At 72.5% G+C, this 20,080-nt stretch carries 17 protein-coding genes; 8 read left to right on the top strand and 9 right to left on the bottom strand.

All coding sequences use genetic code 11. The features are described from left to right. Positions 1–176 precede the first annotated feature (176 nt). Positions 177–2,837, top strand: coding sequence for a hypothetical protein (locus J2S63_RS04970; protein WP_310299405.1), 2,661 nt, complete (start codon positions 177–179; stop codon positions 2,835–2,837). On the opposite strand, the gene J2S63_RS04965 is transcribed toward J2S63_RS04970, so the two are convergent. From J2S63_RS04965 to J2S63_RS04950, 4 genes are read right to left on the bottom strand one after another with little or no spacing between them, the layout of a single operon-like run. Continuing rightward, positions 2,792–3,568 (bottom strand): glycosyltransferase family 2 protein, encoded by a 777-nt coding sequence (locus J2S63_RS04965; protein ID WP_310299403.1) that lies wholly within the window; start codon positions 3,566–3,568, stop codon positions 2,792–2,794. The genes J2S63_RS04970 and J2S63_RS04965 overlap by 46 nt on opposite strands. Beyond that, positions 3,565–4,566 (bottom strand): acyl-CoA dehydrogenase family protein, encoded by a 1,002-nt coding sequence (locus tag J2S63_RS04960; protein ID WP_310299402.1) that lies wholly within the window; start codon positions 4,564–4,566, stop codon positions 3,565–3,567. The genes J2S63_RS04965 and J2S63_RS04960 overlap by 4 nt, the downstream gene beginning before the upstream one ends. After that, complete coding sequence (locus J2S63_RS04955; RefSeq protein ID WP_310299400.1) at positions 4,563–5,150, bottom strand: class I SAM-dependent methyltransferase; 588 nt, start codon at positions 5,148–5,150, stop codon at positions 4,563–4,565. Before J2S63_RS04955 ends, J2S63_RS04960 begins: the two co-directional genes overlap by 4 nt. Next, the gene (locus tag J2S63_RS04950; protein ID WP_310299398.1) at positions 5,143–5,793 is read right to left on the bottom strand and encodes a PIG-L deacetylase family protein; all 651 of its coding nucleotides are present in this window, start codon (positions 5,791–5,793) and stop codon (positions 5,143–5,145) included. The genes J2S63_RS04955 and J2S63_RS04950 overlap by 8 nt, the downstream gene beginning before the upstream one ends. 129 nt (positions 5,794–5,922) lie before the next feature. Between J2S63_RS04950 and J2S63_RS04945 the strand changes: the two genes are divergently transcribed. Further along, positions 5,923–6,588, top strand: a complete 666-nt coding sequence (locus tag J2S63_RS04945; protein WP_310299395.1) for a response regulator transcription factor — start codon at positions 5,923–5,925, stop codon at positions 6,586–6,588. Positions 6,589–6,590: 2 nt separating this feature from the next. On the opposite strand, the gene J2S63_RS04940 is transcribed toward J2S63_RS04945, so the two are convergent. Next, a complete protein-coding gene (locus tag J2S63_RS04940; RefSeq protein WP_310299393.1) occupies positions 6,591–7,487 on the bottom strand; it encodes a serine protein kinase RIO in 897 nt (298 codons plus the stop codon). Positions 7,488–7,666: 179 nt separating this feature from the next. On the opposite strand from J2S63_RS04940, the gene J2S63_RS04935 reads away from it, so the two are divergent. Continuing rightward, a complete protein-coding gene (locus J2S63_RS04935) occupies positions 7,667–9,130 on the top strand; it encodes a M1 family metallopeptidase (protein WP_310299391.1) in 1,464 nt (487 codons plus the stop codon). Positions 9,131–9,149: 19 nt separating this feature from the next. Beyond that, on the top strand, positions 9,150–11,048 hold the full coding sequence (locus J2S63_RS04930; protein WP_310299389.1) for a propionyl-CoA synthetase: 1,899 nt from the start codon (positions 9,150–9,152) through the stop codon (positions 11,046–11,048). Positions 11,049–11,211: 163 nt separating this feature from the next. Here J2S63_RS04930 and J2S63_RS04925 read toward each other — a convergent pair whose 3' ends face one another. The 3 genes from J2S63_RS04925 to J2S63_RS04915 form a co-directional block, all read right to left on the bottom strand. Next, positions 11,212–12,039: a hypothetical protein gene (locus J2S63_RS04925; protein ID WP_310299387.1), complete on the bottom strand. Its 828-nt coding sequence runs from the start codon at positions 12,037–12,039 to the stop codon at positions 11,212–11,214. A gap of 156 nt (positions 12,040–12,195) precedes the next feature. Beyond that, positions 12,196–13,482, bottom strand: a complete 1,287-nt coding sequence (locus J2S63_RS04920) for an NAD(P)/FAD-dependent oxidoreductase (protein ID WP_310299385.1) — start codon at positions 13,480–13,482, stop codon at positions 12,196–12,198. A gap of 71 nt (positions 13,483–13,553) precedes the next feature. Further along, positions 13,554–14,036 (bottom strand): Lrp/AsnC family transcriptional regulator, encoded by a 483-nt coding sequence (locus tag J2S63_RS04915; protein WP_310299383.1) that lies wholly within the window; start codon positions 14,034–14,036, stop codon positions 13,554–13,556. A gap of 156 nt (positions 14,037–14,192) precedes the next feature. Here J2S63_RS04915 and J2S63_RS04910 point away from each other — a divergent pair, with 156 nt between their 5' ends. The 4 genes from J2S63_RS04910 to J2S63_RS04895 are packed head-to-tail and all read left to right on the top strand — an operon-like array spanning position 14,193 to position 18,306. Further along, positions 14,193–15,407 (top strand): polyamine ABC transporter substrate-binding protein, encoded by a 1,215-nt coding sequence (locus J2S63_RS04910; protein WP_310299381.1) that lies wholly within the window; start codon positions 14,193–14,195, stop codon positions 15,405–15,407. A gap of 29 nt (positions 15,408–15,436) precedes the next feature. Continuing rightward, complete coding sequence (locus J2S63_RS04905) at positions 15,437–16,591, top strand: ABC transporter ATP-binding protein (protein ID WP_310299379.1); 1,155 nt, start codon at positions 15,437–15,439, stop codon at positions 16,589–16,591. Positions 16,592–16,603: 12 nt separating this feature from the next. Continuing rightward, entirely contained in the window at positions 16,604–17,503 is a 900-nt protein-coding gene (locus tag J2S63_RS04900; RefSeq protein ID WP_310299377.1) for an ABC transporter permease, read from the top strand. After that, positions 17,500–18,306, top strand: coding sequence for an ABC transporter permease (locus J2S63_RS04895; RefSeq protein ID WP_310299375.1), 807 nt, complete (start codon positions 17,500–17,502; stop codon positions 18,304–18,306). Before J2S63_RS04900 ends, J2S63_RS04895 begins: the two co-directional genes overlap by 4 nt. A 277-nt stretch (positions 18,307–18,583) precedes the next feature. Here J2S63_RS04895 and J2S63_RS04890 read toward each other — a convergent pair whose 3' ends face one another. Then, positions 18,584–19,999, bottom strand: coding sequence for an aspartate aminotransferase family protein (locus tag J2S63_RS04890; protein ID WP_425573321.1), 1,416 nt, complete (start codon positions 19,997–19,999; stop codon positions 18,584–18,586). Between the last annotated feature and the right edge of the window lie 81 nt (positions 20,000–20,080).

The following is a 20,080-nucleotide window of genomic DNA, read 5'->3' as shown; positions in this document are numbered from 1 at the left end:
GACGGGGTGGGGTGGGGTCGGCGAGGTGTCTGCTCGGTCACGCGCAGGGGCGCAAGGTCAAGAAACCGCGGTTGCCGCGCGGTGACCTGCGGCTTTCGGGACCATGGTCCTGCGCGGAGGGCAGGGACGCCCGCTGGGAACCGCGCCCCGCACGAATCGGTGGAAGGGACGACCCGATGCTGCACTTCTCGGAGGAGCCTGCGCGCGCGCAGGAGGACCACGCACCCGCCGGCCGCCGCCTGGTGGCCGTGCTCGGCGCCCTGCTCGTCGGGCTGGGAGGGGCCGGTGCGGGCCTCGTGCTCAGCGCGACCCAGGCCGCGCCGGTCTGCGGCCTCGGCGGGCAGCCGCTCGCGCTCGCTGCCGGCCCGGTCGTGTGCACCCACGCTGACGCGGCACCCCCCGGCGTCGACGTCACCGAGCCGGTGAGCACCACCGAGCTGCAGCAGCGGCAGGGAGCCGCCGACGCGGCGTACCAGGCGGCCGAGGACCTCGGCGTCCCCGGCTACTACCCCTCCAACGCCACCAGCCCGAGCGTGCCGTGCGACGGCGACGGGACCAGCGGCTACCGCGTCCAGCCGATGTACGTCGTGGAGGCGAGCCGGGCCAACCGGTTCAGCTCGCTGCTGAGCAGCTTCAAGCTGTGGGCCGCCGGGACCGACGACGTGGTGAACCGGTCGGCCGCCCTGACCGGCGGCGTGCGCCACCTGCGCTACGTCACCGAGCCCGACGGGTCCGGGGGCTGCACCGCGAAGGTCCTCAACGTGACCGTCCCGGACGGCTCGATGTCGAGCTTCAACGCCACCATCAGCGCCGTGCAGGCGCTGGGCTACACCGACCCGGCGCGCAAGTACCTGATGTGGACCGACGCGACGTCGCTGTGCGGCATCGCGACGACGTACCCCTACGACTCGGACGGCCAGGGCAACCCCAACAACGGGTCCTACGCGCAGTACGCGCGCATCGACTCGGGGTGCTGGGGCTTCGGCAACGGGAGCAACGACCACAGCGTCGAGGCGCACGAGATCGTGCACACGCTGGGCAGCGTCATGCGGACCGCGCCCCACGGCACGACCAACGGCCACTGCTGGGACGAGTCCGACACGATGTGCTACGCCGACGGCGGCGGCCACGCGATGGTCCAGGTCTGCGACCCGTCGCAGGAGTACCTCCTCGACTGCCGCTCCGACGACTACTTCAGCACCTACCCGGACCCCGGCTCGTGGCTCGACACCCACTGGAACGCCGCCGACAGCCGCTTCCTCATCGGCGGAGGTGACGGCAGCGGGGGCGGGTCGGCCGGCGCACCGACCGTCCTCGGGGCGACGCTCTCGGTCAACAACCCCGCGATCCCGGGGCTGCCCACGCAGGCCGAGATCAGCCCGTCGCTGCCGGCGGGCCGCACGCTGACCTCGGTCACCTGGAAGGCGGCCCGGTCGGACTGCGCCTTCACCGCGCCGACCGAGCTGGTCACCGGGGTGGTCTGCAACGCCGGCGTCGCGACGGCCACCAGCGTGACCGCCACCCTCAAGGACTCCACCGGCGCGACGAAGTCCGTCACCGGCCCGCTGACGTTCACCACCGCCACCCCACGGGACGTGCGCCTCGCGGTCTCCCTCGACGGGCAGGACGGCGCGAGCGCGTCGGTCTGCACGAGCACCGTCTTCCCGGTGAGGCTCACTGCCGTGGACGCCGCGACCGGCGTGCCGGTGAAGGGCCTCACCCTGGCCGGCACCAAGCAGGCCGACGGGTCGCTCACGGTCGCGACGGTCGGCTCCAGGGCCTCGGACGCGACCGGCACCTCGGTGCTCTCCACCTCGGTGACCACCGGCACGACGCTCACGGCGAGGTCGACGGCCGTGGGCCTCTGGCGGGCGGCGACGCCGGTGACGATGCGTGCCGTGCCGTCGCGGTGCACCCTCGACCTCACCACCGACGCGAGCCCGACCGACGTCTACTACGGCGACCCCGTGACCGTGACCGGCACGGTGACCCGCGACGTCGCCGGCACGGCGCTGCCGGTCGGGGGCGTCTCCGTGGCGGTCAAGCTCCTCAAGGACAACGGCGCCCTGGCCAGCCTCGGCACGGCCAGGAGCGCCGCGGACGGGACCTACCGCGCGGTCTACAAGCCGACGGCGTCCGGCCGCCTGGTCGCGTCGGTGGCGGGCACCACCGGGCTCTCCCCGATGAGTGTGAACGGCCCGGTCGTCACGGTGACGCTGCCGCTGACGAACCTCAGCGCGTCGGCCGCCACGCTCGACGTCGGCTACGGCGACCCGGTCTCCGCCACCGGCCGGCTGCGGCGCGACGCCGGGGGCACGGTGACCCCGATCGCCTCGGCGACCGTCTCGCTCACGGTCACCGCGCCGGGCAAGGCGCCGGTCGTGGTCGGCAGCGGCCGCACGCGGACCGACGGCACCTTCACCGTCGCCGGTGCCCTGCGCGCCTCCGGCACCCTCAAGGCGGTGTACGCCGGCACGGCCGGCCAGCCCGCCGCCGCGGTCGAGCTGGGGCAGGCCACGGCGGGCACCTGGACCACGGCGGTGACCGCGGCGGCGTCGACGTACTCCGTGGCGCCGGGGGGCTACGTGACCTTCAGCGGGTCGGTGCGGAAGACCTACCAGGGCACGACCAAGCCGGCCGCGGCCCAGCGGGTGCGGCTCTACGTCACGCCGTCGGGTGGGGTCCCGGCCCTGGTGACCACCGCGACGACGGGGAGCACCGGCGCGTGGACGGCACGGGTCTACCCGAAGGCGACCGGCACGTGGCGGGCGGTGCTGTCCCCGGTCACCGGCTACGCCGGCTCGGAGAGCGTGCCGCTCGACGTGGCGGTGCGCTGACCGATTTCGTCGGCCAGCCGACCGAGCAGGGCGGCGAGGCCGAGGTCGGCGCGTCCGGGCACCCGTCCGGAGGTCGTCACCCGCGGGCCCAGCGGCGTCGCGACGCCCAGCCCGGCAGCCCGGACGCGGTCCACGAGGTCCTGGTCCTCCCCGTGCGGCAGGTCGCGGAAGCCGCCCACGGCGTCGTACGCGTCGAGGCGGACGGCGAGGTTGGCGCCGTAGACGTGGGAGTGGCCGGTCTCCCCGACGCCGGCCGAGACGAGCTGGTCGTAGGCCGCGCGGACGTGGGGCTCGGCCTCCCACTCCCGCACCTCGACCAGCCCGGCGACGGCCACCGACCCGGTGGCGCGGGCCGCCGCGAGGGTGCTGCCGACCCAGGTGAGCGGGACGACGGAGTCGGCGTCGGTGCTGAGCACCCACCAGTCCTCCGCGGCACCCGACCGGTCGCGGAGCGCCGAGCGGACCAGCCGGTGGCGGGCCGCGCCGACGCTCGGGGAGGTGGTGTCCTCCACCACGACGCCCTCGACCTGCTCGTGCCCGGCGAGCATCTCCGCGGCGACGGCCCGCGTGCGGTCGCGGCAGCGGTGGGCCGCGACGGCCACGACGGTCCGCCCCACCTCCCCGAGGGCACGCGCGTGGGTCAGGGAGCACAGCACGTGCGCCAGGCAGACGGGCAGGTCGCGCTCCTCGTCGCGCGCGGGCACGGCGACGACCACCGCAGGAGCGGTCACAGGTCGCCCTGCTGCGCCAGCCAGGTGGCGTCCTTGTCGGCGTCCTGCTGGGCGAGGTACATCGGCAGGTCGTGCAGCGCCGCGGCCAGGTCGGCGTCGTAGGCCAGCGCCGCGGCCCCCGCCACGTGACGGGCGTGATCGACCACCTCGTGCGTCGCGGCGACGACCGACGACCGGACCCAGGTCGCCAGCAACCGCGGGTCGAGGGTCTCGGGGGAGCCCTCCTCCGCCTCCCGCCCCGCCTGGCGTACGACGGCCGCTGCGGCCAGCGCGTCGACCTGCGCCAGCCCGAGGCGCCGCTCCTGGGCAGGGGAGCGACGAGCGGCCGGCACCGCGGAGGCGACCAGCCGCAGCACGTGGCTCGCGCAGCCGGCCCACACCGCCGCGACCCCGATGCCACCGAGGTGGAAGGCGTGCCGGGTCAGGTAGAAGTCCGGCGGCCCGACGACGGTGGTGTCCTCGTCCGCGGCGAGGACGCGGTCCAGGTGGGCGGTGTGGGTGCGGCTGAGCGCCATCGCCGGCGAGTGCCACACGGTGTGGTCGTAGGCCCAGCCCGAGGCGTCGAGGTCGAGCAGGTGGTGGCGGCCGTCGGCGGTCCACACGGGCACCAGCGCGCGGTCGACGACGCCGGACCCGGAGGCGAAGCGCAGCGTGCCGTCGAGGACCCAGCCGCCGTCGACCCGCTCGGCGTGGACGCCGGTGCCCTGCGACCGGCTGGCCCACACGGCGTACATCGACTCCGGGACGGGGGTGACTCCCGCCTCGCAGAGGATGCGGCGCGCGTCGAGGTGGCCCTCGGTCAGCCGGGCGAGGACGACGTCGGTGGCGCCGAGCCGCAGCAGGCCCTCGAGGAAGGACGGCCAGCTCGCGCCCTCGACCTCGACCTGGGCGGCGAGGTGGAGCACGGCCCGCCGCTGCGTGGCGGGGTCGGGGGAGCGGCGGTCCTCCGCGACCAGGGCCAGGGGGAGAGGGGCGCCGCGGCCGCGGTCCCGGCTCACGCGCTGCCCGGGGAGCGCACCCAGGTGCGGATCTCGAAGCTGGGGTCCTGCAGCCACGTGTGTTCCTTCCAGTCGGAGCGGGTGAGGAGGCCGCCGAGCTCGGCCAGGGAGTCGGCGCCGGAGCCCCACGTGTCCTCGGCCTCGTGGCGCCAGGACACGGCCGCCACCTCGGTCGCACCCGGCAGGGAGGTCAGCACCTCGGCCAGCCGGGCCCGTTCGGCCGGTGGGAGGTAGTAGACCACTTCGGCCAGCACGACGAGCTCGGCGTCACCGGCCAGGGCGGGCACCGCCGGCAGCCGGCTGACCACGGTCTCGACGCGACCGGCGGTGTGGGCGGCAGTGAGCTCGACCGCCCGCGGCGAGAGGTCGCTGGCGACGACCAGGTCGCAGCGGTCGGCGAGCAGGGCGGCCACCTGGCCGACGCCGCACGCGGCGTCCCAGGCGACGGCGTACCTCTCCTGCGCCAGGGCGGCGGCCAGGCAGGCGGTCTTGCGTCGCTCGTACCACCGGGAGTGCACGCCCCAGGGGTCCGGGTCCTCGCGGTAGCGCCCGTCGAAGTCGACGGGCCCGGTCGGCTCAGCCACGCGCGACCAGCCACTGCCGGTGGTGGCGGTCGACCAGGTCGGCGGGGACCACCGGCGGCCAGCCGGGCCGCCACGGGTGGAACTGGGAGGTGAAGCACCCCAGCGCCCGGCGCCAGCGCTCGTCCTCGCGCGGCCCGGTGGGCGCGGCCACGAGCACCCCTCCGTGGGCCGCGACGTCGGAGGGGTCGAGCCAGTAGGGCGCCCACACGACGTACTCCAGCAGGGGGACGCCGGCCGCCTCGGCCACCCGGGCCGCCGCGGTCCCCGCCGCCGCGTGGTCCGGGTGGGGGTCGTGCCGCCAGGGCGCGAGGACGGCGCTCCCGGACGCGAGGGCGTCGGCCAGCAGCGCCACCGCGTCGTCGAGGTGGTGCTCGAGACCGCCGTCGGGCAGGTGCCCGCAGCGCAGGGGCTCCACGCCGAGCTCCCCGAGCGCGCAGCGCCACTCGGCCAGCCGCGCGTGCGCCACCCGGTCGGGGTCCTCGCCGGTGCCGTCGAAGCAGCGTTCCCCGGCGGTCAGGGTCACCGCCCGGGCGGTGACGTCGAGCGCGGCGAGCAGCCGGCCGGCCCCGATCGTCTCGTCGTCGGGGTGGGCGGCGACCACGAGGAGGTCGTCGAGGTCGGGCAGCTCGAGACGCCCTGTCACGGCGTCCGCCCAGAGATCCGGGTCACGCGGCGGCGCGCAGGGTGCTTGCATGAGGGCCACGTGGGCAACGTAGGGACTGATGCCCGGGGGAGACATCCCCCAATGGGTGGATGAGACGGAGGAGTGATCATGGCCACGGCAGGTCCGACGAGGCTGCGACTGGCCCTGGTGAACGACTACGAGGTCGTGGTGCGGGGGCTGGCTCACATGCTGGAGCGGTTCGAGGACATCGAGATCGTCGAGCTGGACTCCAACACCGACGTGGTGGAGCCGGTCGACGTCGCGCTCTACGACACGTTCGCACAGGCCGAGGGTGACGCGCCCGAGGTCACCGCCCTGGTCGACAACCCGCGCGTGCGGCACGTGGTCGTCTACAGCTGGAACGTCGACGGGGCGCTCCAGCGGCGCACCCTGGACGCCGGCGTGAGCGGCTACCTCGCCAAGTCGATGACCTCCGACGAGCTGGCCGAGGCTCTGCGCGACGTCGCCAAGGGCCGGACGCTCGAGCTCGACGAGGTCGAGGCGAGACCCGTCCCGGAGCCCGCGGAGGGTGACTGGCCGGGTCGCGAGCAGGGCCTCACCGCACGCGAGTCGGAGGTGCTGGCCCTCATCACGCAGGGCTTCAGCAACAACGACATCGCCGCGCAGACCCACCTGTCGATCAACTCGGTCAAGACCTACATCCGGCACGCCTACCACAAGATCGGCGCGACCAGCCGGAGCCGAGCGGTGCTCTGGGGCATCGACAACGGCTTCCGGCCGGACACGCTCCGGGTGCGGCGCGGCGGGTCCTGACCTCACCAGGCCTGGGAGATCACCTCGCCGAACAGCTCGTGCTCGTCGGCCTCGAGCCCCCGGCGACGGAACCACGTGCACAGGTTGGTGCAGTCCCGCAGCAGCAGGTCCGGGCCGGCCGGGTTGGCCACGAGGTCGACCACCTGCGGGAGGTCGATGACCACGAGCCGCTCACCCGCCGCCAGCACGTTGTACGGCGAGAGGTCGCCGTGGGCGAGGCCCGCGCGGGCCAGCACCGACAGCGCCTCCCGCACCTGCTCGAAGTACGACGCGAGCAGGTCGGCGTCGGGCCGCACCGCCGCGAGCCGGGGTGCGGGGAGGCCGTCCGGGCCGGTGACGAGCTCCATCAGCAGCTCGGTCCCGTCGATCTGCACGGGGTAGGGGACCGGGAGGCCCATCTCCCACAGCCGGGTCAGGGCGTTCCACTCGGCGATCGCCCACTGGCCGCTGGCCACGGCCCGCCCGTGGGCGGTGCCCTTGGCGAGCGCGCGCTGGTCGCGCGAGCGTCGTACGCGTCGGCCCTCGGTGTAGGCCGCGCTGCGGTGGAAGGAGCGGTGCTGCTCGTCGCGGTAGCGCTTGGCCGCCATCACGACGCCGTCGGTGCCCGGCTCGGCCCGGCGCAGCAGGAAGACGTCGGCCTCCTTGCCGGTCTTGAGGACGCCGAGCTCGGTGTCCACCGCGCCGCGGGTGGTCACCACCCAGTCGGGGACCGGTGCGGGCCCGCGGCACAGGCGCTCGACGTCGAGGTAGGTGCTCCACCGCTGGCCGGCGGGCAGGTCGTCCTCGAAGACGGTGAAGTCGAGGGCCCAGGCGGCGGGGAAGGAGGAGAGGGGCTGGTCGTGCTGGTCGTGCTGGTCGTGCTGGTCGTGCTGGTCGTGCTGGTCAGAGAAGAGGCTCACGTGTGCTCCGGAGGGGAGAGGGACGGACGGGCGTGCGGGGACCCAGGACGGTCATGGGGTCAGCCCTCCTCTCTGCCTCCGGCGCCGGCGGCGCGCGTGGGGGTCCAGCGTGATGTGCCGGAGCGGGCAGGCGCAACGGGTTTTCGACGTACCCTGGTGCGTCACCCGAGGAGGGTCCCTTGTCGCACCACCGGCCCGCCGTCGCGCTCCTCTGCGCGGCCTCGCTCGCCCTGTCCCTCGGCGCCCTCGGCCCGCTCGGCGCCCGTGGGGGCGCCGCGGCCGTCGCCGCCGAGGCGACGGCGGTCGTCGGGTCGCCCGACGGGCCCGACGCGTACTTCCCCCGGGACGGCAACGGCGGCTACCAGGTCACCCACTACACGATCGACGACCGCGTCCAGCCCTCCACCGACGCGCTCTCCGGGCGTACGACGCTGCGCGCGGTCGCCGGGTCGTCGGCGCTCTCCGCGTTCCACCTCGACCTGCGGCTGACCCCCGACGCGGTCACCGTCGACGGCGAGCCCGCGACCTTCTCCAAGCCCAGCGGTCACGAGCTCGAGGTGACCCCGCGGACCCCCGTCGCGGCAGGCAGCCCGTTCACCGTCGCCGTGCGCTACCACGGCACCCCGTCGCGGCTGCGCAGCGCGACGGCGTGGGACGGCTACTTCCACCAGCCGGGCGAGACCGCCGCGGTCGGCGAGCCGCAGATCGGCCCCTGGTGGTTCGCGGCCAACGAGACCCCGCGCGACAAGGCGACCTTCGACATCACGATCCGGGTCCCCACGGGGCAGCAGGCGGTCAGCGGGGGCCGGCTGGTCTCGCGCACGGTGAGCGGCGACTGGACGGCGTGGCGCTGGAAGGTCGACGAGGCGATCAGCACCTACCTCGCCTACTTCGTCGCCGGGCGCTTCGAGATCCGGCGCACCACCGCCGACGGCCGGCCGGTGCTCTACGCGGTGTCGAGGCAGCTGTCGGCCAAGGAGGTCGAGCAGGCGTTCGCGCTGCTCGACGACACCCCGCGCATCCTGCGGTGGATGGAGTCGCGGTTCGGCGCCTACCCCTACGCCACGGCCGGGGGCGTGGTCTCCTCGGTCTACACCGGGTTCGCGCTGGAGAACGCCTCGCGGCCCTTCTACTCCTGGTTCGGCTCGAGCGCGGGCACGGTCGTCGTCCACGAGCTGGCCCACCAGTGGTTCGGCGACACGGTCGCCCTGCAGCGCTGGCGGGACACCTGGCTCAACGAGGGCTTCGCGACGTACGTCGAGTGGCTCTGGCAGGAGGGCCACGGTCGACGGTCGGTCCAGGACACGCTGACCTCCCGCTACGACAGCTACGTCCCGTCCTCCACCTTCTGGGACCTGCAGGTCAGCAACCCCGGCCCCACCGAGATCTTCAGCACCCCGGTCTACGACCGCGGCGGCATGATGCTCGGCGCCCTGCGCTGCCGGATCGGCAAGGCGCCGATGCGCGACCTCGTGCGCGCGTGGGTCGACCGCCACCGCGACGGCACCGGGACGGGCCGGCAGTTCCGTGACCTGGCGGCCGCACGGGAGGGCGCCGGGCTGTCGACGTTCTTCCACACCTGGCTCGACGTGAGGGAGCGTCCGGCACGCACGCGGGCCAACGGTCTGACGGGCTGCTCCTGAGGCGAGGCACAATCGCCCCATGACTGCTTCCACGTCGTACGCCGAGGTCCTCGCCCGCAGCGTCACCGACCCGGCCGGCTTCTGGGGCGAGCAGGCCGCGCTGGTCGACTGGATCCGCAAGCCCGAGCAGGTGCTCGACGACAGCCGGCCGCCGTTCTACCGGTGGTTCCCCGACGCGACCCTCAACACCTGCTACAACGCGCTCGACCGCCACGTCGCCAAGGGCCGTGCCGACCAGGCCGCGCTGGTCTACGACAGCGCGATGACCGGGACCAAGCAGACCTACACCTACGCCCGGCTGCTCCAGGAGGTCGCCGCGTTCGCGGGGGTGCTCCGGGGGCTGGGCGTGGAGCAGGGCGACCGCGTGGTGATCTACATGCCGATGGTCCCCGAGGCCGTCATCGCGATGCTGGCCTGTGCCCGCATCGGCGCGGTGCACTCGGTGGTCTTCGGCGGCTTCGCCGCCCACGAGCTCGCCGTGCGCATCGACGACGCCCGACCGACGGTCGTGGTGGCCGCCTCCTGCGGCATCGAGCCGACCCGCGTCGTGGAGTACAAGCCGCTGCTCGACCGCGCGCTCGACCTCGCCACCCACGCCCCGGCCGCGGTCGTGGTCAAGCAACGGCCCGAGGCCGAGGCGTCGCTGCTCGAGGGACGCGACCTCGACTGGGACGTCGCCATGCGCGCGGGGCGCACCGACCCGGCCGCGTGCGTCGAGGTCCGCGCCACCGACCCGCTCTACGTGCTCTACACCTCCGGCACGACCGGCAAGCCCAAGGGGATCGTGCGCGACAACGGCGGTCACGCGGTGGCCATGGCGTGGTCGCTGCCCAACGTCTACGACGTGCACGCGGGTCAGGCGTGGTGGGCGGCCTCGGACGTCGGCTGGGTCGTGGGCCACTCCTACATCGTCTACGCGCCGCTGATCGCCGGCGCGACGACGATCCTCTACGAGGGCAAGCCGGTCGGCACCCCGGACGCCGGCGCGTTCTGGCGGGTCGCGGCGGAGCACCGCGTGCAGGGGCTGTTCACCGCCCCGACCGCCATCCGTGCGATCAAGAAGGAGGACCCCTCCGGCGCGATGCTCGAGGGTCACGACCTCTCCGCGCTGCGCAACCTGTTCCTGGCGGGGGAGCGGCTCGACCCCGACACCTACGAGTGGGCGTCGTCGACCCTGGGCGTGCCGGTCGTCGACAACTGGTGGCAGACCGAGACGGGCTGGCCCATCGCTTCCAACCTGCGCGGGCTCGCGCCGATGCCGATCAAGCCCGGCTCGCCGTCCGTCCCGGTCCCGGGGTACGACGTCCAGGTGCTCGACCCGACCGGGTCACCCGTGGCGCCGGGCACCGAGGGCGCGATCGCGATCCGGCTGCCCCTGCCGCCGGGGACGCTGCCGACGCTGTGGGGTGACGACGAGCGCTACGTCTCGTCGTACCTCTCGACCTACGACGGCTACTACCTCTCCGGCGACGGCGGCTACCTCGACGAGGACGGCTACCTGTTCGTCATGGGCCGCACCGACGACGTGATCAACGTCGCCGGGCACCGCCTCTCCACCGGCTCGATGGAGGCCGTGATCGCCTCCCACCCGGCAGTCGCGGAGTGCGCGGTCATCGGGGTGGCCGACCCGATGAAGGGTCAGGCGCCGCGCGGGTTCGTCGTGCTCAAGGCCGGGGTCGAGTCCGACCCCGAGGAGGTCAAGCGCGAGCTGGTCGCGATGGTGCGCGACGAGGTCGGCCCGGTCGCGGCGTTCAGGGAGGTCGACGTCGTGCCCGGCCTGCCCAAGACCCGCTCGGGCAAGATCCTGCGCAAGACGATGCGCGAGATCGCCGACGGCGCCGACCCCACGCCGCCCTCGACGATCGAGGACGCCGGCGTGCTCGACGCCCTGCGCCCCACCCTGCGCCGGGAGGGATGAGCCCCGCGGCGGCGGCCCGGCGGCAGCCCGGCCCGGCCCGGACGACAGGACACTCTCGGGCCTCGGTGGGCACTCACGGTGCCCAGACCAGGCTCTGGGTGAGAGCTGCCTGTCCTCCGGGCCCGCCCACCACCGCGAGCAGCACGTCGCGCACGTAGCCGGGCTAGAGCATCACGTGCTCCCAGGAGAACCGGAGCACGGTCCAGCCGCGCAGCACCAGCGCGTTGTAGCGCGCACAGTCGCGGTGCAGCGCCTTGCGGTGGCCGTGGAACTCCCACGACTCGGCCTCGATCACGATCCTGCGCTCGCGGTCGACGAGGTCGGGGGTGACCCGCAGCCCGCGCTCGTCGATGCGGACCTGCGGCTCCACGACGAGACCGGGCACGTCGAGGGCGATCGCGCGGAGCACGGACTCGAAGGCGTTGGCCGCGCGCCGGTCCGCGCACTCGACCACCCGTCGTACGCGCGCACGCCCGGTGGTGCGCACCTGCTCGGCCGCCTCACGGAGCTGCGCGCGGGTCACGGCACCGGAGCGCAGCGCGGAGTCGGCGACGGCGAGGGCCTCGGCCCAGGGCAGGTCGCGCGCGCAGTCGACGACGGTCTGCGCAGGCCGGGTGACCGCGGTGCCGTTCGAGCGGTCCACCGACCCCTCGGGCAGGTCGCGCCAGTGGACGTCCGCATCGCCGCGGCGCTCCGCCGACAGGTGCCGCTTGCGAGGCACGGTCAGCTCGGGACGCTCGGGGACGGTGGCCACCGACCAGCCGTGGCGCAGGGCTGCGCTCCGGTGCGACACCGTCGCGCTGAGGCGGGTCGCCTCGGCCAGGGACGCGTCGAGGTCGGGCAGCGCGTAGCGGCCCCGCGCCACGCGGTGCACCGTCCCGGAGGACACGGCGCGACGGACTGCGCGCTTGCCGACGACCGCCAGGGGCTGTCGCCGGGTCGCCACCCCGCCGTGCAGGGCGAGCGCCTGCCGCACGCTCTCGTCAGCCACGGGGGCAGTCTCACCGGCCCGGCTGCCGGCCCGTCGACGCTCTCCACAGGCCCCGCCGACAGGCACCTCGTGCTCGGTGCCGCCACCACGAGCGCGGTCGGCGCGGGGGTGGCGCCGAGTGTCCTGTCCGTCGGGCCGCGCGGGGTCGAGGAGGGGTCAGTGGCCGCCGATGAGCGGCGCCATCGCGCGGGCGATCCGGGACGGGCGGCGGGTCAGCCGCTCCTCGCCGTCGGCCAGGCCCATCGCCCTCAGGCCCGCGTTGATGCCCAGCCACCGCAGCGGCTCCGGCTCCCAGCGGCGGGAGCGGTGGTCGACCCAGGGGAGCGCGGTGAGCTCGGTGGAGCGGCCGAGCACCAGGTCGCGCAAGGTGCGCCCGGCGAGGTTGGTCGTGCCGACGCCGTCGCCGACGTAGCCGCCGGCCCACGCCAGGCCCGTGCGCCGGTCGAGGCCGACCGAGGCGCACCAGTCGCGCGGGATGCCGAGCGGCCCGCCCCACGCGTGGGTGAAGGTCGCCTCGCGGAGCACGGGGAACATCTCGCGCAGCGTGGCGCGCAGCGACTCCCAGACGGCGGGGTGCGCGTCGTGGGCGGGGGAGACCGAGGACCCGAAGTGGTAGGGGGCGCCACGGCCGCCGAACGCCAGCCGTCCGTCGGCGGTCCGCTGGCCGTAGACCACCAGGTGGCGGTGCTCGCTGAACGTCTCGCGCCGGGCCAGCCCGATCTCGTCCCACGCCGCGTCGGGCAGCGGCTCGGTCGCGACCATGAGGGAGTAGACCGGCACCACGGCCCGGCGCTGGCCGCGCAGGCCGGGCGTGAAGCCCTCGGTCGCCCGCACCACCACGTCGGCGCGCACGTCGCCGTGGTCGGTCCGGACCACGCCGGGCTCGATCGCGGTCACCCGCGTCCGCTCGTGGACCACGCCGCCGAGCCGCTCGACGACCTCGGCCAGACCGCGGACGAGCCGGTAGGGGTGGACCGCCGCGCAGTCCGGGGTGTACGTCGCCCCGAGCGCCCGCGTCATGCCGATCCGTTCGGCGGTCTCGGCCGCGGACAGGAGGGTCAGGTCGTCGCGGCCCCAGGCCCGGGCGTGCTCGACCTCCGCGCGGGCCCGCTCCAGCTGCACCGGCGTGCGGGCGACCACCACCGTCCCGCCCTTGACCCAGTGGGCGTCGATGCCCTCCTCGGCCACGACCCGCCCGACCTCGTCGACGGTGTCCCGCATGGCGGCGTGCTGCGCCCGCGCCCCGGCGTACGACGACCCGCGCAGCCGGGCGAGCCGGTCCGGGCCGGCGGGGAAGAGGGCGGAGCACCAGCCGCCGTTGCGGCCCGAGGCGCCGAAGCCCGCGGTCTCGGCCTCGAGGACGACCACCCGCAGCGAGGGGTCCTCGCGCAGCAGGTAGGAGGCGGTCCACAGGCCGGTGAACCCCGCCCCCACCACGGCCACGTCGCACGAGAGCGAGCCAGGAAGAGATGGGCGGACGGTGGCGGGTGGGCCGTCCCACCACAGCGGTCCGGTTATCTGACACCCCATGAGTAGGTCTGCTTGCGCAGCTTGAGGTAGACGAAGGTCTCGGTGGAGGTGACCGGGGCGAGCGAGCGGATGCGCTTGGAGACGATCTCGAGCAGGTGCTCGTCGCTCTCGGCGACGACCTCGACCATCAGGTCGAAGGAGCCGGCCACGATGACGACGTAGTCGACCTCCTCCATCTCGGCGATCGCGTCGGCCAGCGGCTCGAGGTCGCCCGAGGCGCGCACGCCGATCATGGCCTGGCGGCTGAAGCCGAGCTCGGTCGGGTCGGTGACCGCGACCACCTGCATGACCCCGGACTCGATCAGGCGCTGCACGCGCTGGCGGACGGCGGCCTCGGAGAGGCCCACCACCTTGCCGATGGCGGCGTAGGAGCGCCGGCCGTCCTGCTGCAGCTGCTCGATGATGGCCTTGGAGACGTCGTCGAGGTGGTTGCGGGACCGCGGGGACCGGGGCTGAGGCTTGCTCACGGGCCGATCGTCGCACCAGAGGTGAGCCTCGTCAAAGGTTTCCGGGGCGCAAAAGCAAACGAATCCGCAGTGACACGAAAACGTAACAACTGATTCCCTTGTCGCTGACAGGTCATCATGCGATTATCCTCACCAACCGATCGAGGAGGCCGCCCCATGCCCCGAACCCGTCGCACCCCCGCTCCGCTGCCGATGCTGGAGCACCTTCCCGAGGTCGACCGACGACTGTTCCTGCGCGGTCTGGGGGCCGCGGGACTCGGTCTCGGCGGGTCGTCGCTGCTGGCCGCGTGCGGCACGTCGGGCACCAAGATCAGCGCCAAGGACGACTGCACGAGCACCGACAAGTCCTCGACCGACAAGTCGATGGTGTGGTCCAACTGGCCCGAGTACATCGACGTCGACGGCAACCGGATGCCCTCGCTGGAGAAGTTCCAGAAGGAGTCGGGCATCAAGGTCACCTACAACACCGACGTCAACGACAACAACGACTTCTTCGCCAAGGTCAAGAACCAGCTCGGTGCCTGCGAGCCGGTCGGGCGCGACCTGTTCGTGCTCACCGACTGGATGGCGGAGAAGATGGTCAACGCCGGGTGGCTGCAGAAGCTCGACCACGGCAACATGCCCAACGTCGAGGCCAACCTGGTCGACAACCTCAAGAGCCCGCAGTGGGACGAGAACCGCGACTACAGCGTGCCGTGGCAGAGCGGCTTCACCGGCATCGCCTACAACGCGAAGTACACCAAGCCCGTCGGCTCCTTCGAGGAGCTGATGACCCGCAAGGACCTCAAGGGCAAGGTCAGCCTGCTCAAGGAGATGCGCGACACGATGTCGTTCATGCTCAAGCTGGCCGGCGGCGACCCGACCGACTTCGACGACAACGCCTGGGGCGAGGCGATCGACAAGCTCAAGGGCTACGTCGCAAGCGGGCAGGTCCGCCGGTTCACCGGCAACGACTACGTCGACGACCTCAACAAGGGTGACATCGTGGCCTGCGAGGCGTGGTCGGGCGACGTGATCGCGATGCAGTTCGACAACCCCGACATCAAGTGGGTCGTGCCCGAGGAGGGCCTGGTCATCTGGTCCGACAACTTCCTCGTGCCCAACAAGGCCACCCACAAGGCCAACGCCGAGAAGCTGATGAACTTCTACTACGACCCGGCCAACGCCGCGATGGTCTCGGCGTGGGTCAACTACATCTCGCCGGTGAAGGGCACCCAGGAGGCCATGGCCAAGGTCGACAAGACCCTGGTCGAGGAGCCGCTGATCTTCCCGTCCCCGGACTTCCTGGACAAGGCGTTCTCGTTCCAGGCGACCGACGACAAGACCTCGGAGAAGTACGAGCGCGACTTCCAGACCGCGATCAGCGCCTGAGCAGCACGAGCAGCACGAGCGGAGCACCGGTGACCAGCACAGCCCAGCAGCAGGGTCGGTTCGACCACCAGGGAGACCTGGAGATCGTGTCGGTGACCAAGCGGTTCGGTGACTTCGTCGCCGTCGACGACCTGACCCTCACAGTGCCGCAGGGCTCGTTCTTCGCCCTGCTCGGCGCCTCGGGCTGTGGCAAGACCACCACCCTGCGCATGGTGGCGGGGCTGGAGACGCCGACCTCCGGTCGCATCGAGCTGGGGGGCAAGGACATCGCCGGTCTCAAGCCCTACAAGCGGCCGGTCAACACGGTGTTCCAGAGCTACGCGTTGTTCCCGCACATGACGGTCGAGGACAACGTCGCCTTCGGGCTCAGGCGCACCGGCGCCTCGGACGTGCGGACCAAGGTCGGCGAGATGCTCGAGCTCGTCCAGCTCGAGCAGTACGCCAAGCGCCGTCCGGCGCAGCTCTCAGGCGGCCAGCAGCAGCGCGTCGCCCTGGGGCGCGCGCTGATCAACCGCCCGCAGGTGCTGCTGCTCGACGAGCCGCTCGGCGCGCTGGACCTCAAGCTGCGTCGGTCGATGCAGCTGGAGCTCAAGCGCATCCAGACCGAGGTCGGCATCACCTTCGTCCACGTCACCCACGACCAGGAGGAGGCCATGACGATGGCCGACACCATCGCGGTGATGAACGCCGGGCGCATCGAGCAGCTGGGCGCACCCGCCGACCTCTACGAGCACCCGCAGTCGACGTTCGTGGCCAACTTCCTCGGTCAGTCCAACCTGCTCGAGGGCGTGGTCACCCGCGCCGGGTCGGGGGAGTACGACGTGACCGTCCAGGGCGCCGGGCTCCGCGCGACCCGGGTCACCGCCTCCGGCATCTCGGGGCGGTGCTGGATCGGGGTGCGTCCGGAGAAGGTGACCCTGCAGCCGCCCGGGGAGGGCCACGACGCGGGCCTCAACCGGCTCTCCGGCGGCCGGGTGGAGGACGTCAGCTTCGTCGGCGTCAGCACGCAGTACCTCATCGGCATGCCCTGGGGCCAGGAGCTGGCCGCCTTCGAGCAGAACACCGGAAAGCGGTCGTCCTTCGCGGTGGGCGACCAGGTCGACCTGACCTGGATGCCGGACCACACCTTCCTGCTCGACAGCGCGCAGGACGCCTCGGCCGGCTCCGAGATCGACGACGAGTGAGGAAGTGACCTCGTGACCGCACTGGGGCACGTGCCCGGACCCACCTCGGCGCAGGTGTCGGGGGAGGAGGCCCAGAAGCGCGGGTGGACCGGCTACCTCCTGATGCTGCCGGGCACGTTCTGGCTGGTGATGTTCTTCGTCGTCCCGACCGTGACGCTGGTCGCCAGCAGCCTCTACGACCCGAGCGGGTCCCTGCTCGACGGCTACCAGATGACCTGGCACGTGGCGAACTACTCCGACGCGATCGCGGAGTACTGGCCGGCCTTCGTCCGCTCGTTCGTCTACGCCGCGATCGCCACGCTCACGTGCATCCTGCTGGGGTTTCCGCTGGCCTACGCCATCGCGTTCAAGGCCGGGCGCTGGCGCAACCTCATGCTGGTCGCGGTCATCGCGCCCTTCTTCACCAGCTTCCTGGTGCGGACGCTGTCGTGGAAGCTCCTGCTGGGCGACAACTCGTTCATCACCAACCTGATCAACTCGCTGCCGGGCATCGACGGGCTGCGGCTGCTCGCCACGCCGTTCGCGGTGGTGACCGGGCTGACCTACAACTTCCTCCCGTTCATGGTGCTGCCGCTCTACGCCAGCCTGGAGAAGATCGACCTGCGACTGCTCGAGGCGGGCAGCGACCTCTACGCCTCGCCGATCACGACGTTCCGCCTGGTGACCCTGCCGCTGGCGATGCCGGGCCTCGTGGCGGGCACGCTGCTGACCTTCATCCCGGCCTGCGGCGACTTCATCAACGCCGAGCTGCTGGGCAACACCCGCACCCGCATGATCGGCAACGACATCCAGGGTCTCTTCAACGCCAGTGCGCTGCCCGCGGCGTCGGCGCTGTCGGTGATCCTCATGGTCGTCATCGTCGGCATGGTGTTCCTCTACGTCCGCAAGGCCGGCACCGAGGAGCTGGTGTGAGGGCCGCGCGCGAGTGGGTCGGACGGCACCTGGTGCTGCTGTTCGCGCTGGCCGTCCTGTTCTACATGGTCCTGCCCGTCCTCGTGGTCATCCTGATGAGCTTCAACCAGCCCAAGAGCCGCCTGGGCTACGACTTCCAGGGCTTCACGCTGGGCAACTGGACCCACCTGTGCGACCCCTACCAGCTGTGCTCGTCGGTCTCGGTCAGCCTGCGCATCGGCCTGCTCGCGACGGGCCTGGCCACCCTGCTGGGCTCCCTGATGGCCTTCGCGATGGTGCGCCACCACTTCCGGGGGCGCAGCGCCTCCAACCTGATGATCTTCCTGCCGATGGCCTCGCCCGAGATCGTGCTCGGCTCGTCGCTGCTGGCGCTGTTCGTCAACGGGGGCCTGGCCGGCAAGCTCGGCTTCTGGACGATCTTCGTGGCCCACGTGATGTTCTGCCTGTCGTTCGTCGTGATCACGGTGAAGGCGCGCCTGGCCGGGCTCGACCCCCGGCTCGAGCAGGCAGCGGCCGACCTCTACGCCAACGAGTGGCAGACGTTCTGGCGCGTGACGTTCCCGCTGGTGGTGCCGGGCATCGTCTCGGCGGCGCTGCTGAGCTTCTCGCTGTCGTTCGACGACTTCATCATCACCAACCTCAACTCCGGGCAGACCGTCACGTTCCCGATGTACGTCTGGGGGGCGGCCCAGCGCGGTGTGCCGATGCAGGTCAACGTGATCGGGACGGTGATGTTCCTGCTGGCGCTCTCGCTGGTGGTGGGCCAGCAGCTGGTCACCCGGGCCCGGTCGCGCCCGGCCTGACGCACCTCCCAGGTGCGCCGATGCGGCGTGCGTCACAACCTTGCACATACTTTGCGCAGAGTTGTTGCGTGTTCCGGAAGGACCGGCTAGATTGGGGTGCACAAGGTTTAACAGACCTTGCACAGCATGACCAGCAGCATCGCACCCACATTCTCGGGTGCGTGGAAATCCGCCCGACCTTCCACGCACTCGACCTGCTCGGGGCTCGTCGAGCCCGGACGCGAAGGAGCCCCCCGGACCACTGGTCCGGGGGGCTCTTTCCACCCCTCGCCTCGGCTCAGAGGACCGTCCAGGCCTCCGTGAGCACGGAGCGGAGCACCTGCTCCATCTCGTCGAAGTGCTCCTGGTCGCAGATCAGCGGCGGGGCCAGCTGCACGACCGGGTCGCCCCGGTCGTCGGCGCGGCAGTAGAGGCCGGCGTCGTACAGCGCCTTGGACAGGAAGCCGCGCAGCAGGCGCTCGGCCTCGTCGTCGTCGAAGGTCTCCTTGGTCGCCTTGTCCTTGACCAGCTCGATGCCGTAGAAGTACCCGTCGCCGCGGACGTCGCCGACGATCGGCAGGTCGAGCAGCTTCTCCAGCGTCGCGCGGAAGCGGGGCTCGTTGTCGAGCACGTGCTGGTTGACCTGCTCCTTCTCGAACAGATCGAGGTTGGCCAGCGCGACCGCGCACGAGACCGGGTGTCCGCCGAAGGTGTAGCCGTGCAGGAAGGTGTTCTGCCCCTGCTTGAACGGCTCCATCAGGCGGTCGGTGGTGATCATCGCGCCCAGCGGCGAGTAGCCGGAGGTCAGGCCCTTGGCCGAGGTGATGATGTCGGGCTGGTAGCCGTAGCGCTCGGCGCCGAACATGTGGCCCAGGCGGCCGTAGGCGCAGATCACCTCGTCGCTGACCAGCAGCACGTCGTGCTTGTCGCAGATCTCGCGCACGCGCTGGAAGTAGCCGGGCGGGGGCGGGAAGCAGCCGCCGGAGTTCTGCACGGGCTCGAGGAACACCGCCGCGACGGTGTCGGGACCCTCGAACTCGATCGCCTCGTCGATGCGGTCGGCCGCCCACAGGCCGAAGGCCTCGAGGTCGTCACCGTGCTCCGGCGCGCGGTAGAAGTTGGTGTTGGGCACCCGGAAGGTCGAGGGCACCAGCGGCTCGAACATCGACTTCATGCCGGGGATGCCGGTGATCGACAGCGCGCCCTGCGGCGTGCCGTGGTAAGCCACGTTGCGGCTGATCACCTTGTGCTTGGTCGGCTTGCCGGTCAGCTTGTAGTAGGCCTTGGCCAGCTTCCACGCCGACTCCACGGCCTCGCCACCGCCGGTGGTGAAGAAGACCTTGTCCAGGTCGCCCGGCGCCATCTCGGCGATGCGGCCGGCGAGCTCGATGGCGGTCGGGTGCGCGTAGGACCACAGCGGGTGGAAGGCCAGCTCGCCGGCCTGGCGGGCGGCCGCCTCGGCCAGCTCGCGACGGCCGTGGCCCAGCTGGTTGACGAACAGGCCGGCCAGCCCGTCGAGGTAGCGCTTGCCGTTGGCGTCCCAGATGTAGGGGCCCTCGCCGCGCACGATCACGGGCACGTCGGCGGTCTCGTAGGTCGAGTGGCGGGTGAAGTGCATCCAGAGGTGGTCCTTGGCGACCTGCTGCAGGTCGAGGCCCCCCTGGCTCCCCGGGCTCTGCGGGGCGGCGCCCGGGCCGATCGGGTCTGTGGACACGATGTCTCCTTCGTAGGGTCGCCTCCATGGTGCCCGTTACGGGTGGGGCGAAGCAAGCGATTCCGTCGTCAGGATCCGCCC

Source organism: Nocardioides marmoribigeumensis (genome assembly GCF_031458325.1).
Lineage (GTDB): Bacteria > Actinomycetota > Actinomycetes > Propionibacteriales > Nocardioidaceae > Marmoricola_A > Marmoricola_A marmoribigeumensis.
The sequence above is the reverse complement of the archived record's forward strand: the minus strand, read 5'-3'. Positions and strand labels throughout refer to the sequence as shown.

What these genes read in the sequence shown, in the direction of transcription:
- J2S63_RS04970 (WP_310299405.1), top strand. Translation starts at nt 177, where the DNA reads ATGCTGCACTTCTCGGAGGAGCCTGCGCGCGCGCAGGAGGACCACGCA.
- J2S63_RS04945 (WP_310299395.1), top strand. Translation starts at nt 5,923, where the DNA reads ATGGCCACGGCAGGTCCGACGAGGCTGCGACTGGCCCTGGTGAACGAC.
- J2S63_RS04930 (WP_310299389.1), top strand. Translation starts at nt 9,150, where the DNA reads ATGACTGCTTCCACGTCGTACGCCGAGGTCCTCGCCCGCAGCGTCACC.
- J2S63_RS04910 (WP_310299381.1), top strand. Translation starts at nt 14,193, where the DNA reads ATGCCCCGAACCCGTCGCACCCCCGCTCCGCTGCCGATGCTGGAGCAC.